This is a genomic window from Priestia sp. Y58 (assembly GCF_029522095.1).
GTDB lineage: Bacteria > Bacillota > Bacilli > Bacillales > Bacillaceae_H > Priestia > Priestia megaterium_E.
Genome location: NZ_JAKWFL010000006.1, coordinates 328446 through 344469, shown reverse-complemented (window position 1 = coordinate 344469; position 16024 = coordinate 328446). Strand labels below are relative to the sequence as shown.

The 16024-nt window shown below is 38.7% G+C and carries 13 protein-coding genes and 4 tRNA genes; 15 read left to right on the top strand and 2 right to left on the bottom strand.

The window, feature by feature from the left end; all coding sequences use genetic code 11:
- The first annotated feature begins 54 nt into the window (after positions 1-54).
- The 14 genes from dnaB to rlmH all read left to right on the top strand — a co-directional run bounded on the left by dnaB (position 55) and on the right by rlmH (position 11315).
- A complete protein-coding gene (gene dnaB, locus MMB68_RS19740) occupies positions 55-1419 on the top strand; it encodes a replicative DNA helicase (RefSeq protein WP_013059909.1) in 1365 nt (454 codons plus the stop codon).
- Positions 1420-1606: 187 nt separating this feature from the next.
- Positions 1607-2893 carry an adenylosuccinate synthase gene (locus tag MMB68_RS19735; RefSeq protein ID WP_013085553.1) on the top strand — a complete coding sequence of 429 codons (1287 nt, stop codon included), beginning with the start codon at positions 1607-1609 and terminating at the stop codon, positions 2891-2893.
- Positions 2894-3061: 168 nt separating this feature from the next.
- Positions 3062-3134: transfer RNA gene (locus MMB68_RS19730), tRNA-Lys, on the top strand.
- A gap of 15 nt (positions 3135-3149) precedes the next feature.
- Positions 3150-3221, top strand: a tRNA-Glu gene (locus MMB68_RS19725).
- A 35-nt stretch (positions 3222-3256) separates the two neighbouring features.
- Positions 3257-3332: transfer RNA gene (locus MMB68_RS19720), tRNA-Asp, on the top strand.
- A 4-nt stretch (positions 3333-3336) separates the two neighbouring features.
- A tRNA-Phe gene (locus MMB68_RS19715) sits at positions 3337-3409 on the top strand.
- A gap of 262 nt (positions 3410-3671) precedes the next feature.
- Entirely contained in the window at positions 3672-4379 is a 708-nt protein-coding gene (gene yycF / locus MMB68_RS19710) for a response regulator YycF (RefSeq protein WP_013085552.1), read from the top strand.
- Between the two features lie 6 nt (positions 4380-4385).
- Entirely contained in the window at positions 4386-6293 is a 1908-nt protein-coding gene (gene walK / locus MMB68_RS19705) for a cell wall metabolism sensor histidine kinase WalK (RefSeq protein ID WP_221785918.1), read from the top strand.
- Complete coding sequence (locus MMB68_RS19700) at positions 6284-7651, top strand: YycH family regulatory protein (protein WP_028409756.1); 1368 nt, start codon at positions 6284-6286, stop codon at positions 7649-7651. Before walK ends, MMB68_RS19700 begins: the two co-directional genes overlap by 10 nt.
- Positions 7638-8417, top strand: coding sequence for a two-component system regulatory protein YycI (locus MMB68_RS19695; protein ID WP_221785917.1), 780 nt, complete (start codon positions 7638-7640; stop codon positions 8415-8417). Before MMB68_RS19700 ends, MMB68_RS19695 begins: the two co-directional genes overlap by 14 nt.
- Before the next feature lie 18 nt (positions 8418-8435).
- Positions 8436-9230, top strand: coding sequence for an MBL fold metallo-hydrolase (locus tag MMB68_RS19690; protein WP_014457688.1), 795 nt, complete (start codon positions 8436-8438; stop codon positions 9228-9230).
- A gap of 57 nt (positions 9231-9287) precedes the next feature.
- Positions 9288-10520, top strand: a complete 1233-nt coding sequence (locus MMB68_RS19685) for a S1C family serine protease (RefSeq protein WP_260507036.1) — start codon at positions 9288-9290, stop codon at positions 10518-10520.
- 73 nt (positions 10521-10593) lie between these two features.
- On the top strand, positions 10594-10752 hold the full coding sequence (locus MMB68_RS19680) for a CxxH/CxxC protein (RefSeq protein WP_013059901.1): 159 nt from the start codon (positions 10594-10596) through the stop codon (positions 10750-10752).
- An 83-nt stretch (positions 10753-10835) separates the two neighbouring features.
- Positions 10836-11315: a 23S rRNA (pseudouridine(1915)-N(3))-methyltransferase RlmH gene (gene rlmH / locus MMB68_RS19675; RefSeq protein ID WP_013085547.1), complete on the top strand. Its 480-nt coding sequence runs from the start codon at positions 10836-10838 to the stop codon at positions 11313-11315.
- A gap of 169 nt (positions 11316-11484) precedes the next feature.
- Here rlmH and MMB68_RS19670 read toward each other — a convergent pair whose 3' ends face one another.
- Both MMB68_RS19670 and MMB68_RS19665 read right to left on the bottom strand, forming a co-directional pair.
- Complete coding sequence (locus MMB68_RS19670; protein ID WP_014457691.1) at positions 11485-12483, bottom strand: tRNA dihydrouridine synthase; 999 nt, start codon at positions 12481-12483, stop codon at positions 11485-11487.
- A gap of 403 nt (positions 12484-12886) precedes the next feature.
- The gene (locus tag MMB68_RS19665) at positions 12887-14785 is read right to left on the bottom strand and encodes a PhoX family protein (RefSeq protein ID WP_221785916.1); all 1899 of its coding nucleotides are present in this window, start codon (positions 14783-14785) and stop codon (positions 12887-12889) included.
- Between the two features lie 381 nt (positions 14786-15166).
- On the opposite strand from MMB68_RS19665, the gene MMB68_RS19660 reads away from it, so the two are divergent.
- Positions 15167-16009, top strand: a complete 843-nt coding sequence (locus tag MMB68_RS19660; RefSeq protein ID WP_221785915.1) for a PepSY domain-containing protein — start codon at positions 15167-15169, stop codon at positions 16007-16009.
- Positions 16010-16024 lie beyond the last annotated feature (15 nt).

The following is a 16024-nucleotide window of genomic DNA, read 5'->3' as shown; positions in this document are numbered from 1 at the left end:
GCCAACATTTATGATGAAAGAAAATACGAAAGAATATAAGAGGGGCATAGAAATATGAGTGATCTTTTTGCTGATCGTCTTCCGCCTCAGAATATTGAAGCAGAGCAAGCGCTATTAGGGGCCATTTTCTTAGAGCCTTCTTCTTTAACCTTAGCATCTGAACTGCTAATACCTGAAGATTTTTACCGGGCATCGCACCAGAAAATCTTTACATGTATGCTGAAACTTTCTGACCAAGGTGAACCGGTTGATTTGGTAACGGTAACGTCTGAATTAGCTGACCAAAAAATCTTAGAAGAAGTTGGCGGCGTATCGTATTTAAGTGATTTAGCTAACTCTGTTCCAACGGCTGCAAACGTAGAGTATTACGGTAAAATTGTAGAAGAAAAGTCGATTTTACGCCGTTTAATTCGTACTGCAACGCATATTGCTTCAGAAGGATATGCAAGGGAAGACGAAGTGGAAGTTTTATTAAATGAAGCGGAAAAAAACATTTTAGAAGTAGCACAGCGTAAAAACAGCGGTGTGTTTCAAAATATCAAAGATGTACTTGTACAAACGTACGATGATATCGAAGTTCTTCACAATCGAAAAGGTGACATTACGGGTATCCCAACCGGGTTTAGTGATTTAGATAGAATGACAGCAGGGTTCCAGCGAAATGATTTAATCATTGTAGCGGCCCGTCCATCGGTAGGTAAAACGGCTTTTGCCTTAAATATTGCGCAAAACGTTGCAACGAAAACGGATGAGAACGTAGCAATATTCAGTTTAGAGATGGGTGCTCAGCAGCTTGTTATGAGGATGCTGTGTGCCGAAGGAAATATTGATGCACAAAGGCTGCGTACAGGCTCGCTTACAGCCGATGACTGGGGAAAGCTCACGATGGCAATGGGATCTTTGTCCAATGCAGGGATTTATATTGATGATACACCGGGTATTCGAGTAGGTGAAATTCGTTCTAAGTGTCGTCGCTTGAAACAAGAAGGCGGACTTGGGATGATTTTAATTGACTACTTACAGCTTATTCAAGGTAATGGGCGAAGCGGAGAAAACCGACAGCAGGAAGTATCTGAAATTTCACGTGCGTTAAAAGCTTTAGCCCGTGAATTAGAAGTTCCTGTTATTGCCTTATCGCAGCTTTCCCGTGGCGTAGAGCAGAGACAAGATAAGCGACCGATGATGTCTGATATCCGTGAATCCGGAAGTATTGAGCAGGACGCCGATATCGTAGCTTTCTTATATCGTGAAGACTATTATGAAAAAGACACAGAAAATCAAAATATTATCGAGATTATTATAGCCAAGCAGCGTAACGGTCCAGTTGGAACCGTACAGCTTGCCTTTGTAAAAGAATACAATAAATTCGTTAATCTCGAGCGGCGCTTTGATGACGCAGGAGTGCCGCCTGGTGCATAAAACCTCTCAATATGAGAGGTTTTATTTTATTGTTATCGCATTCGTTCCGCAAAATACGATATATTTGTAATAACTTTTGTTAAATCGTTCGGATTTAATTGACTTTAGTGTGATAAATTGATACACTTATCCATGGTTAAATTATGTCGTAGTGAGCTGTTGCTTACTAAGCGGAGGTGCTTAAGATATGTCTTCAGTCGTTGTAGTAGGAACACAATGGGGAGATGAAGGAAAAGGGAAGATTACAGACTTCCTATCAGAAAATGCAGAAGTGATTGCACGTTACCAAGGTGGGAACAATGCAGGTCACACAATTAAGTTTAATGGTGAAACTTATAAGTTACATTTAATTCCTTCAGGTATTTTTTATAATGACAAAACGTGTGTAATTGGAAACGGTATGGTTGTCGATCCAAAAGCGCTTGTTCAAGAATTAAAATACTTACATGATCGCGGTGTAACAACAGAAAACTTACGTATTAGTAACCGAGCTCATGTGATTCTCCCATATCATTTAAAATTAGATGAAGTTGAAGAAGAACGTAAAGGTGAAAATAAGATTGGTACAACGAAAAAAGGTATTGGACCAGCTTATATGGATAAAGCAGCACGTGTCGGTATTCGAATTGCCGATTTACTAGACCGTGAAGTATTTGAAGCAAAATTAACACAAAACTTAGCAGAAAAAAATCGCCTTCTTGAAAAAATGTATGAAGTAGAAGGCTTTACATTAGAAGAAATTTTAGATGAGTACTATGAGTATGGTCAACAAGTTGCAAAATACGTTGTTGATACATCAGTAGTATTAAATGATGCGTTAGACGAAGGACGTCGTGTACTATTTGAAGGCGCACAAGGTGTTATGTTAGATATCGACCAAGGAACATATCCATTTGTTACATCTTCAAACCCAGTAGCGGGTGGAGTAACAATTGGCTCGGGTGTAGGTCCATCTAAAATCAAACACGTTGTAGGTGTATCAAAAGCGTATACAACTCGTGTTGGTGACGGTCCTTTCCCAACTGAATTAACAAACGAAATCGGTGATCAAATCCGTGAAGTAGGACGTGAATATGGTACAACAACTGGTCGTCCTCGCCGTGTAGGTTGGTTCGACAGTGTAGTTGTACGTCATGCTCGTCGCGTTAGCGGAATCACAGATTTATCTTTAAACTCAATTGATGTATTAACGGGAATTGAGACATTAAAGATTTGTGTAGCTTACCGTTATAAAGGGGAAGTTATGGAAGAATTCCCTGCTAGCTTAAAAACACTTGCAGAATGTGAACCTGTATATGAAGAGCTTCCAGGTTGGACAGAAGATATTACGGGTGTGAAAACATTAGATGAGTTACCTGATAACGCTCGCCACTACTTAGAGCGCGTGTCTCAATTAACAGGTATTCCTTTATCTATTTTCTCTGTAGGTCCAGATCGTACACAAACAAATGTATTACGTGGTGTATATAGCTAAATAAAAAAGGTTAGCTCCTCGTGAGCTAACCTTTTTTATTTATAATTGGTGCTTTGTTAACAAGATTTTTAAAAAAAGCTCAATAATAAAAAGAAAGTTTTAAAAAAACTATTGCATTCATATGAAATATCATGTTATTATAATAAGCGTCGCTAAGAGATATAACATGAGCCATTAGCTCAGTTGGTAGAGCATCTGACTTTTAATCAGAGGGTCGAAGGTTCGAGTCCTTCATGGCTCACTTTTGTTACAACGTGGCCCGTTGGTCAAGCGGTTAAGACACCGCCCTTTCACGGCGGTAACACGGGTTCGAATCCCGTACGGGTCATTTTTAATATTTTTAATACATAGCATATAGACTGAGGTCCCGTGGTGTAGCGGTTAACATGCCTGCCTGTCACGCAGGAGATCGCGGGTTCGATTCCCGTCGGGACCGCCATTTTGGCTCGGTAGCTCAGTTGGTAGAGCAAAGGACTGAAAATCCTTGTGTCGGCGGTTCGATTCCGTCCCGAGCCATCAAAAAGCATGACTTTATTTAAAGTCATGCTTTTTTCTTTTATTTACATTTAAAAGAAAACGTTATTTGCTTTGTATCTCTTTTGTGGTAATATATTACTTTTGTATTTAGAGGTGGTTGAAAATCATATATCTTCATGTATAGTAGAGGATGAACTTGTGACGTTTCAAGGGTTATCAAGTATAATAAAACTACGGTATTCAAACAGTATGAATACTATCTTTTATATTTTGCTTCAACTAATAAAGGAGAACGATGATCATGGATAAACGTATTTTAGTCGTAGATGACGAAAAGCCGATTGCAGATATTTTAAAGTTTAATTTGCAAAAAGAAGGTTACGAAGTATTTTGTGCTTATGATGGCGTAGAAGCGCTTGAAAAAGTGGAAGAAGTACAGCCTGAAATGATTTTATTAGATATTATGCTTCCTCAGAAAGATGGAATGGAAGTTTGCCGAGAAGTGCGCAAAAAATATGATATGCCAATTATCATGTTAACAGCAAAAGACTCTGAAATTGACAAAGTTTTAGGTCTAGAATTAGGTGCAGATGATTATGTAACTAAGCCATTTAGTACGCGTGAATTATTAGCACGTGTAAAAGCTAATTTACGTAGACATCAGCAAGTAGCTGTTCCAACAGAAGAAAGCGAAACGAATGAAATTACAATTGGAGCACTTGTTATTCACCCAGATGCTTATATCGTGTCTAAGCGCGGAGAAACGATTGAACTGACTCATCGTGAATTTGAGCTGCTGCATTATTTAGCGAAGCACATTGGACAAGTTATGACGCGTGAACACTTGCTTCAAACTGTATGGGGCTATGACTATTTTGGTGATGTGCGTACGGTAGATGTAACAGTTCGAAGATTACGTGAAAAAATTGAAGATAATCCAAGCCATCCAATGTGGATTGTAACAAGACGTGGAGTAGGCTATTATTTACGCAGCCCAGAGCAGGAGTAATTTTAGATGAAGAAAGTAAGGCTCCTGCAATCTATTCATTTAAAGTTTGTATTGATTTATGTGCTGCTCATTTTAATTGCGATGCAAATTATTGGGGTCTATTTTGCACGACAATTAGAAAAAGAATTAGTTAACAACTTTCGAACGTCTCTTCAAGAGCGGACAGACTTGCTGACGTATAACATTGGACAAGAAATGGTGAAAAATCGTGATGATGATTCACCCACTCTTGAGGAAGACTTAAAGACTATTTTACGAGATTTTGCTTCAAGACCCAATTTAGCTTCAAATGATATGAATGACATCTCTGAAGTAAGAGTCATTGACCAAAATAGAAGAATCATTGCTACATCGAACTCAAATCCTCAACAGATCATAGGTAAAAAGACTAATGATTTGGCGATTACAAATGCGTTGTTAGCAGGAACGAACTCTGATAATGTATTTGTTGATCAAAGCGGACAGCGAATCAGAGTTATGATACAGCCTATTCGTTTACAGGATAAAGTAGGTGCCAGTCAATCAAATTCAACTAATAAAAATGGAAAAGTTCAGTCTAGCGAAGAAATCTTAGGTGCTATTTACTTAACAGCTTCCATGGAGCCTGTTTACGATCAAATGAGTAATATCAATCAGATCTTTAAAGCAGGTACGGTAATTGCTCTTTTTATTACAGCTGTTTTAGGCGTGTTTTTAGCTCAGACGATTACTCGTCCAATGTCTGAAATGAGAAAACAAGCACTTGAGATGGCCAAAGGGAATTTTACGAGAAAAGCTAAGGTATACGGATATGATGAAATTGGTCAGCTAGCTCTCACATTCAACAACTTAACAAGAAAGCTTCAAGAAGCACAGGCAACTACAGAAGGGGAGCGCCGTAAGCTTAGTTCAGTATTAGCTCATATGACGGACGGCGTTATTGCGACGGATCGAAAGGGAAGAGTAATTTTAATTAATGATCCAGCCGCAGCTATGCTAAATGTTTCACGTGAAACGGTTTTATCTGACCCAGTTGTTTCCCTATTAGATCTTGAAGAAACGCATACGTTTGAAAGCTTGCTCGCTAATCAAGAGTCATTAATTTTGGACTTTAGTACAAAATCGGATCCTTTTATTTTAAGAGCTACCATTTCTGCTATTCAAAAAGAGACCGGTTTTATTAACGGAATTATCATTGTCTTGCATGATATTACAGAGCAGGAGAAAATTGAACAAGATCGCCGAGAATTTGTAGCAAATGTTTCACATGAATTGCGTACGCCGTTAACAACGATGCGCAGTTATTTAGATGCGCTTGCAGACGGAGCATGGCAAGATAAGGACTTAGCTCCAACGTTTTTAAATGTAACGCAAACAGAAACAGAACGAATGATTCGTCTCGTTAACGACTTGCTTCAATTATCTAAGCTAGATAGCCAAGACTACCGATTTAGTCGTGACCCAATCAATTTTGTGAAGTTCTATCATTACATCATTGATCGCTTTGAAATGACAATTGAACAAGGTATTTCGTTCGTGCGCGACTTGCCAAATGAAGCAATCTATGTCGCTATCGATCAAGATAAAATTACACAAGTATTAGATAACATTATTTCCAATGCAATAAAATATTCACCTGAAGGCGGAACCATTACATTTTCAATTGCTCAGCATACGCATGAAATTGTTGTGAGCATTAAAGACCAAGGTATGGGAATTCCAAAATCAAATTTAGCTAAAATTTTCGAACGCTTCTATCGTGTAGATAAAGCACGAACGCGTAAATTAGGCGGAACAGGATTAGGGCTTGCTATTGCCAAGGAAATTATTGAAGCACATGATGGACGCATTTGGGCAGATAGTCAGGAAGGAAAAGGAACAACGATTTACTTTACTCTTCCGATTGAAAGTGAGAATGATGACGAATGGGAATGAGATATGAACATATCAAAACGGCCATCTTAGTTGTTCTCGTCGCTTCCAGTTTAATTATGACGTATCATATATGGACGTATCAGCCTTCTTATAAGGTCATTTCAAAAAATCAACATTTACAGGAAGTTGAAGTGAGTTCAAAAAGTAAAATAGAAGATCATATTCTTCCAACAGAAGTTCTCTATCATCGAAACGATAACCACTACATGTCTCACGACGAAGATGATGTAAACAAATGGGTAAATGAAATGAAAAAATGGAAATTTTCGAATGTGACGGACGTTTCGGATGCTATTTCTCCTGATGGATTTTTAAATTATGTCCATGGAAGTAATTCTATTGAAGTGCTGTATCCAGATGCGCTGCCGTTAAAAACATTTCAACAGCTTTTTTCATTTTCTCAAACGTCTTTGCCTAATCAAACATTTGACCGTGTACTCATTAAAATTAAGCGTACACCTTCCTTTTTCGTGAGCGTGTATCTTGTGAATTATGAGCAAAAAAAGATTTATTCGGTTACAGTCAAGAATTTGGCCAAAGATGATATCAAAGAATTAGAAGACAAAATGAAACGTACGTATGCCCCGAGCTTTGTATATAAAGAAAACAAAAATCGGTATATCTTCCTTCCGGAAAACAATATCACGATGAATAGTGAAGTCTACTATACGAGCATGAGGCATTTAGATATTGAGAAATATAAGGAAGCGCTTTTTAACAACCCAGACTATGCAAGGAAAGAAACGTCTACGAACCGAGATGTCTACACCGAAGGTACAAAAGTGATTAATGTTAATACGAAGACAGATGTGATGGAATATGTGAATCTTGTAAATTCCACGACCGAGGTAATGGAAGATTATAATTTAATAAATCGCAGCTTTAGCTTCGTTAATGACCACGGCGGCTGGACGGAATCTAATTACAGGTTCAACAGCTGGAATCGTATTACAAAAGAAATTAGCTATCGTTATTATAAAGATAACTATCCCGTGTACAGCAATCAGGGAATGACTGAAATATATCAGAGATGGGGAAATGCAGAGATTTTAAATTACCGTCGTCCTCTTTATCGTTTTGTAAGAGTACAGGATTCCAGTGTAGAAAAGCTGCAGTCATCTCAAAAGGTGATTCAATTAATCGAAAAACACCAAAACTTTGACCCGAATCTGTTAAAAGATATTTCAATAGGCTATCAGTTAGAAGAAGTCTCACAGCAGCCAAAAACCGGTGAAAAGACGGTTGAGTTTAATTCTAATTCTGTCAAACTCGTTCCTTCTTGGTTCTATTATTATAATAGCAAGTGGTATCGAATTGCACCGCCGACCGAAGGAGGCGATAACGATGGATTGGAATAGAACAAAAACCATCTTTATTTTCACTTTCTTGGTTCTTAATATTTACTTAGGCTATCAGATTTTTAAAACCCATCAAGAAGATCAGTACTCTCTATTTGTAGAGTCGAGTGTTGAAGAACAATTAACGAGTGAAGGTATTGAATATAAACATTTACCTACAGATGTGAAGGAAGCTTCATCGTTAAATGCTAAAAGCAAACTGTTTAAAGATGAAGATTTAAAAAAGCTTAAAGAACAAAAAGCAGCGCTGCTTGAGGAAAAAACAATTCGAAGCGTATTAGACAAACCTTTTTCAGTGCCTGAAAAAAATACAAAAGCAAAGCTAAGTCAATTTCTAAAACGATATGTGCTCTCGGGTGAAGATTATGAGCTATGGAATGTTAATAAAGAGAAAAAAACAGTTACATTCTTTCAACAATATAAGAAGCACAAAATCTACGACAATGAAAATGGCATGATTATTGCTCATTTAAATGATAAAGGTGAAATTGTTTCATATGAACAAACGATGCTAGGTTCTGTGAAAACGTTGGATGATGAGCAGGATGTTTTGTCCCCTTTAAAAGCATTAGAAAATTTGTTTTTGAAGGATGAATTGAAGAAGAAAGATAAAGTGACAGACGTAGAGTTTGGATACTATACGTTTGATCTGCCGTTATTAAATTCTCAAGTTTTAGCACCAACTTGGCATATTGTTGTAAATGGCGATACGAGTTATTTTGTAAATGCCTTTGAAGGGCAGATTATTAAAAAAGGAAATAAATAAGTATTTGGAGTGAGATAAATGAGCCTGCATTTCAGCGTGCTAGCCAGTGGGAGCACAGGAAATGCGATTTTAGTAAGTGATGGAGAACATTCCTTACTAGTTGATGCGGGGCTGAGCGGAAAGCAAATGGAAGCTCTCTTTCAACAAGTAAATCGCAATATCCCGGATTTATCAGGAATTTTAGTGACTCACGAACACAGTGACCATATTAAAGGACTAGGTGTTCTGGCACGTAAATATAAGCTCCCTATTTTCGCAAATGAAAAAACGTGGAACGCAATGGATGGCTTGATCGGCAACATTGATACGGAACAGAAGTTTCACTTTGAAATTGGCCAAACGAAATCGTTTGGTCAATTGGAAGTGGAGTCTTTTGGCGTTTCGCATGATGCTGCAGAGCCTATGTTTTATGTCTTTCATCAAGGATCTAAAAAATTAACCCTTATTACGGATACCGGGTATGTAAGTGACCGTATGAAAGGTACGATTAAAAATAGCGATATGTACGTATTTGAAAGCAATCATGATGTTGAAATGCTTAGAATGGGGCGCTACCCTTGGAGCATTAAAAGACGAATTCTAAGCGACGTAGGACATGTATCAAATGAAGATGCGGCGCTTGCAATGGCAGATGTGATTGGAGATCAAACTAAACGCATTTACTTAGCGCATTTGAGTCAAGACAATAACATGAAGGAAATTGCCCGCATGTCTGTTGCGCAAGTGTTACAACAAAAAGACATCAATGTAGAGGACAATATTCTCCTATGTGATACAGATCCAAAAAGACCAACTGATATTGTTTATGTATAGTCTCTAGAAAGGAAGCGAAAAATAACTTCATTTAGTACGTGAATGCAGACATTCACGATGATAAATGAAGGGTTCGGTGATAGTGTGGAACATTATGATGAAGGCCAAGAGCCAAATAGTCGGCCGCCTAAACGCCGCAGAGGATATTTCGCTTCTGCTCTGATTGGAGCAATTATAGGTGCACTTATTGTACTGCTTCTTATGCCAGCCTTGGTGAGAAACGGGATTTTGCCAAATGGATGGATGACGGATGAAAATAGAGATGAACAAACAGGATCTACCATTCAAAAGTCAGTATCTCTTGACGTCACTACGGCCGTCACAAAAGCTGTTTCTGAAGCCAATGCAGCAGTTGTAGGAGTTGTAAACATTCAGAACTCTGAAAGCTTTTGGAATGATGAACGAACTGATGCCGGGACGGGCTCAGGTGTTATTTACAAAAAGCAAGGCAATAAAGCTTATATTGTGACAAACTATCATGTCATTAAAGGCGCTAACGAAATTGAAGTGAGCTTCAGTAACGGTACAAGGGTATCGGCTAAAATTCTTGGCAGCGATGATTTAATGGACTTAGCAGTTCTTGAAATTGACGCAGGCCACGTGACAAAAGTGGCTACCTTCGGAAATTCTGATAAGCTTAAGGCTGGTGAACCAGTGATTGCTATCGGAAACCCGCTAGGCCTTCAATTTTCTGGCTCCGTTACACAAGGAGTTGTCTCAGGGGTTAACCGTGTCATTCCTCAAGATTTGAATGGCGATGGAAATCCTGATTGGCAATCAGAAGTTATTCAAACAGATGCCGCCATTAACCCTGGTAATAGCGGGGGTGCTCTTGTTAATATTGATGGTGAATTAATCGGTATTAATTCCATGAAAATTGCCCAAGAAGCAGTAGAAGGCATTGGTCTTGCGATTCCAATCAACATGGCTAGACCCATTATTAATGACTTGGAACGATATGGTGAAGTCAGACGTCCGTATCTTGGAGTTAGTACACTATCATTAAGTGAGGTATCAGGGTATCATTTAAAAGAAACCCTTAAGTTACCGCATGATGTAGTAAACGGAGTCGCTGTTCTAAAAGTCGAGCCAGGTTCGCCAGCCGCTAAAGCCGGATTAAAGGAATATGATGTGATTGTTGAGTTAGATCACAGCAAAGTAAGAGACATTGCGACACTTCGCAAACACCTCTACATTGAAAAAGAAATTGGCGATAAAATGAACGTAACGTTCTATCGCGATGGCAAAAAGAAATCCACAGAAGTAAAATTAACGCGTCAAATGAAGTGAAAGAAAAGTTATCCACAGGGGATAAACTCCTGTGGTTTTTTAATGAAAAGAATAGAGAGAGGAAGATAAATACATGAAGATATATTGCTGTTTAGAACATACAGAACTAGCGCTGGATGTAATGGTAGATGAGATTGAGCTAGCGCCGGTTTTTGAAAAAATAGAAAATTCCACTGACAAAAAAAGCTGTGAATATTGTGACAATGAAGCTGTATATGTAGTAGGGAACTAATATTCTTATACAAAATGTGGATATAACATGTGGATATGTGGATAATATCTGTGGATAAGAGATAAAGGAGAGGAGAATAGCCTGTGAATATCTCTATTATAACCATTGGGAAGCTAAAAGAAAAATACTTAAAACAAGGTATTCAAGAATATTTAAAGCGTTTATCAAGCTATGCAAAAGTAGAAATTATTGAGCTTGCAGATGAAAAAGCGCCAGAAAACTTAAGTGAATCTGAAATGGAACAGGTGAAACAAAAAGAAGGAGAGCGCATCTTAGCGAAAATCTCAGACGATACTCACGTAATCGCATTAGCTATTAACGGAAAACAAAAATCTTCCGAGGAACTCGCAAAAGAAATTGATTCATTAGCTACCTACGGAAAAAGCAAAATAGCGTTTGTCATTGGCGGATCGCTTGGTTTAAGCAGCGAAGTAATGAAACGCTCAAACGCAGCCCTTTCTTTTTCAAAGATGACGTTTCCTCATCAGCTTATGCGCCTAGTATTAGTAGAACAGATTTACCGAGCTTTTCGTATTATTCGAAATGAACCTTATCATAAATAGAACGTGTGGATATTTTTTCATTAAAAGCTGAGGCAGAAGGAAATGTGAAACCTTCTGCCTCAGCTTTTATCATATGTGGATAAATAGCACACGTCTATAAAAAAGAACAAAAGGTTCTTCTCTCCAATAAAATGCTAGAACAATTGAGTTTAAGCAAACGAAATCTTATTTAAGAAACAGAAAAACCTTCGTCTTCTTTCACTCCAGCTCTGTCTTTAAACTCATCAAGCAACGCACGCACTTCGTCAGTTGTTTCCGTGCTCATGAGTAGGTTTCTTAATTCACTTGCACCGCGGAATCCGCGAACATAAATTTTGAAAAAACGTCGAAGCGGTTTGAAAGGGCGCGGCTCTAATTCTTCAGAATACTTATCATGAAGATCTAGCTGCAGGCGAAGAAGTTCTAATAGCTCTTCGCTTGTGTGCTCTTTCTTTTCTTTTTCAAACGCAAACGGATTATGGAAAATTCCGCGTCCAATCATGATTCCATCAACGCCATACTTTTCAGCAAGTTCAAGGCCTTTCTGGCGGTCAGGAATATCACCGTTAATTGTTAGTAGCGTATGAGGCGCAATTTCGTCACGAAGCTTCTTGATCTCCGGAATTAACTCCCAGTGCGCGTCAACATCGCTCATTTCTTTTTTCGTACGAAGGTGAATAGAAAGGTTCACGATATCCTGTTCTAAAATGTGCTTCAGCCAGTCGTACCACTCGTCAACTTGCGTATAGCCAAGACGAGTCTTTACGCTTACTGGAAGCCCTCCAGCTTTGGCTGCCTGGATAATCTCAGCCGCAGTATCTGGACGGCGAATCAGACCAGAACCTTTTCCGTTTCCTGCAACGTTCTGCACAGGACAGCCCATATTAATATCAATACCGCGAAATCCCATTTCGGCCATGCCGATACTCATTTGACGGAAGTATTCAGGCTTGTCTCCCCAAATGTGCGCAACGATTGGCTGTTCATCATCTGTAAACGTCAAACGTCCTTTTACGCTATCTTTTCCTTTCGGATGGCAGTAGCTTTCCGTATTTGTAAACTCTGTAAAAAATACGTCAGGTCGTGCTGCTTCGGTCACAACATGGCGAAAAACGACATCCGTCACAGCTTCCATCGGTGCCAAAATAAAAAACGGACGCGGCAACTCATGCCAAAAATTATCTTTCATCTTATATCTAAACCCTTTCTTTTAGGGAAAACATATTCCCAAAATTAAAAAGTGTAATTTCTTTTATCAGGTTGAATGCTAGTATAAACTTCAACCAATATATACTTTAATGGTATGGAACGAAAAGTGCAAGGGAACGAGTGGTTTTGTTTTGCTGGAAATACTTATTGAAACAACTTTTATCTCTAGTATTAGCGGGGGGATAAGCAATTAAAAGCGAGCCTGAAGGCATGTACCGGATACCTGCGAATATAAAGCATTTGGTTTGTGTTTAGGCACTTTCTCCAAGGATATTATAAAGTATTCACCATAATTATGATCATGATAAACAATTTTATAAATAACGTCGACTATATAAAAAACCACGTCTGTCACTGCACAACAGACGTGGCTTCATTACATATTAATGTTTTTTATAAGGAGCGCCGTCCTTAGAAGGAAGTCCAGAAATGTATCCGACACCACCAGTTTCTTGAATGCCGATGCTTTCTTTCATTGCATTAGCTAACTCTTCTTTATCAACAGCGGTAATATTTTTGTCGCTGATGTCCTCGCCCGGGTGCTGATAGTTGCTTAGTACGTAGCGAGAGTTTTTAATGTTTTCTACTGCACGAAGTCCTGTTGCTTCTGCTCCCACTGGAACTGAAAGGATGCGTGATAATTTTTTAGTTTTTACATTATAAGCCCATACGAAGTTGTTTGTATGCAGTGAGCTGTCTTCTCCGATAAACAGTGTATTTAAGTCATTTGAATACGTAAGGTTATCAGGGTTGGCAATTTTATTTGGATCCGCTGTATTACCGTATGCATCTGCTTTTTCTAGGTCTTGTCCAATGATTAGACCTTCCATGCTTGCTGGAACATAGCGGCTATTAATTTTGCTATTTGTATGGTCTTTTTGGTGTGATCCTAAGTTTAATTGGTACGTTACACCAGATTCTCGTTTTGGAAGTTGTATGTCATCCTGTACCGCACCTGGTTCTTTCAGCATCCCGCTTTCTTGATAAGAGATGGCCATGTAAGCTTTTTTATCTTGTTTGTTTACCGCAAGACCTTCCATTTTGTTAAATTCAGACGTAGCGCCTAAGATGGCTCCGTAGCGACGTGATTCTAAGAAGGCTGCTGCTTTTTCCATGCCTGGTTTAACTTTTAGATACTCCACGTTTTTGCTTGCAGCTGTTTTTACAGCAGTGAATCCTTCTGTAGGCTTGTCTGCTGTTTCAAACATATCGCTAAATTTTGTACCTTTGTTAATGATAGCTTTAACTTCGTCATCTGAAGCGTGACCAAGTTTGATCCACTGAAGGTCTCCTTGACCACCGTTTTCCGTACCTGTTTGTTTAAACTTCGCGGCGTACAATGTACCTTTCGAGAAGTCTTTTGCTTTGTCGGCTACGTACATAAACATCATTGTATTTGTGCCATCATCTCCGAACAGGGCCGTTTTATTGTCGGGGAGAATTTGCATCGTTTCATGTGAAAAGCGTCCTGTACTATAGTGTTTTTCTACTGAAGCTTCACCGTTGTCATCAATTGAAATTTCAGGAATCCATCCGTAGTAATAAGGATTTGCTTTTGATTCATCTCCAAAGTAGCGCTTCGCAAAGTTTGTTACATCTTTATATGCACTAGAAGAAGAGTCCTCAAAAGCGCGTGCATCAGGCTCGTATTCTTCTGAACCAAGATGAGTACCCCAATCGGTTGTAGAACCATTACATGGCGTCCACAAACCATTTACATTAGAAAAATCAATTTTCTTGGCATGATTGACGGTTAGTTTTCCGGTTTTGTCATCTCGGTCAACTTGTGTAAGCGTCATCGAAGCTGGGAGACCCGATACTTTATTTCCGGCATTATCAACTGAGTCATATTCATAGTGTGACACAATGTAAGATTTTCCGTTGATGGTGATAAAGCTGTTTGAATCCGGCGCATCTGATACATATGGTGATGGCTTATCAGGAACGCTTCGGTCAATAATTGGATCCCCTTTTGCATCGATCGGTGTACCTGCGGCAATTAATTCCCCTTTGTTATCGACAATTTTATCTTTTGAAAGAAAGAGCTGATTATAGTTAAGCGGCGTTTCTTCAACGCTTCCATCTTTATACGTTACTTTTACAGATGCCTCTGTATACGTTTTAATCATATTTTCAATCGTAGTAGGTGCTTTCATTGGCTGAAACTCGACGCTTTTTATTTGTTTTGGATGTTGAACTGTATGATGCTCTGCTGCAAAAGCAGAAGCGGCGCTAGAAGCTAAGAGAGTGAGAGATAGTCCAAGAGATACTCGTTTTTTCATGGTTGATAACCTCCAAATCGTATTCATACACTTATTAAATCATTTGATTGTTGAGGAAATATAAAGAGAAGTACTGGATTTGTTGAGCTGTTGTTAAGAACGTTGAACATTTAGATGACAAGTTTAACTAGAAGTTATTCAGCTATCTTTCAGAATTTGTTCAGATAGCATTCAGCTGGGCTTCATAGTGAATTCATGTTCCGCTTTTACAATAAACACATAGCTAAAGAGGACAAGAAGCGCTTTGGCTCGTACAGCAAAAGTGAAAGGTATTTTAGCAGAAAAAAACGTTACTCCAATGGCGCTATTTTGATAAATGACCGCTGTTAAAACCTTTAGCTTGTGCTGTAAATACATTGGAAATTACGCGGAGGTATAATCATGATTGGAAAAGTATTAGCAGGAAAAGCAGTAGTAGCAAAAGCCGTGGGAGGTGCCACAATTGGAACAGCTATCGCTCTTGGTTCAATGACAAGTGCATTTGCTTCAGACGGCCAGCACATTACTTCAACAAAAGCGTCGGCTCATACCGAAGCGGCCACATATACACAAGCTCAAGCAAAAACAATTGCCTTAAAGAACTGCGGAGGAACGGTTCAATCGGTTTCTTTTGAAAATAACGCCTATACGTTTTTAATTCACGGAAAAGATAATCAAGACCATCATGTGAAAGTAAATGCACACAGCGGAAAAGTGGTAAAGGTTGAAAAACTATCTTTTTCTCAAAGTGAGGCACAAGCAGTAGCGGTGAAAAACTGCGGAGGAACGGTTAAATCGGTAGGCTTCAACGATGGAGTGTATACGTTCTTAATTCATGGAAACGATAGCCGTGACCACCACGTAAAAGTCAATGCACAAAGTGGAAAAGTAATTCAAATTCAAAGCGCTGCATTTACAAAAGCACAGGTTCAATCAATTGCATTAAAAAATTGCAGCGGAACAATTCAATCGAGTTCATATGCAAATGATGTATACACATTTTTAATTCACGGAAAAGATAACAAAGATCACCATGTGAAAATAAACGCTGAAACAGGAAAAGTAATCAAAGTCGAAGCGGTAAAGTTTACGCAAGAACAAGCTAAACAAGCTGCTCTTCAACAGCACAAAGGAACGGTTCAATCTGTTTCATTCAGTGAACAAGCGTACACGTTTGTCATTAAAGGAACAGACAACGTACAACATACTGTAAAAATCAGTCCTCAAACAGGAAAAGTGTGCTGATTTGATAAAAAAGAC

Coding starts and splice junctions, on each gene's coding strand:
- yycF (WP_013085552.1), top strand. CDS start 3,672: ATGGATAAACGTATTTTAGTCGTAGATGACGAAAAGCCGATTGCAGAT.
- MMB68_RS19735 (WP_013085553.1), top strand. CDS start 1,607: ATGTCTTCAGTCGTTGTAGTAGGAACACAATGGGGAGATGAAGGAAAA.
- MMB68_RS19660 (WP_221785915.1), top strand. CDS start 15,167: ATGATTGGAAAAGTATTAGCAGGAAAAGCAGTAGTAGCAAAAGCCGTG.
- MMB68_RS19665 (WP_221785916.1), bottom strand. CDS start 14,785: ATGAAAAAACGAGTATCTCTTGGACTATCTCTCACTCTCTTAGCTTCT.
- walK (WP_221785918.1), top strand. CDS start 4,386: ATGAAGAAAGTAAGGCTCCTGCAATCTATTCATTTAAAGTTTGTATTG.
- MMB68_RS19695 (WP_221785917.1), top strand. CDS start 7,638: ATGGATTGGAATAGAACAAAAACCATCTTTATTTTCACTTTCTTGGTT.
- MMB68_RS19670 (WP_014457691.1), bottom strand. CDS start 12,483: ATGAAAGATAATTTTTGGCATGAGTTGCCGCGTCCGTTTTTTATTTTG.
- MMB68_RS19700 (WP_028409756.1), top strand. CDS start 6,284: ATGGGAATGAGATATGAACATATCAAAACGGCCATCTTAGTTGTTCTC.
- dnaB (WP_013059909.1), top strand. CDS start 55: ATGAGTGATCTTTTTGCTGATCGTCTTCCGCCTCAGAATATTGAAGCA.
- MMB68_RS19685 (WP_260507036.1), top strand. CDS start 9,288: ATGATAAATGAAGGGTTCGGTGATAGTGTGGAACATTATGATGAAGGC.
- MMB68_RS19680 (WP_013059901.1), top strand. CDS start 10,594: ATGAAGATATATTGCTGTTTAGAACATACAGAACTAGCGCTGGATGTA.
- MMB68_RS19690 (WP_014457688.1), top strand. CDS start 8,436: ATGAGCCTGCATTTCAGCGTGCTAGCCAGTGGGAGCACAGGAAATGCG.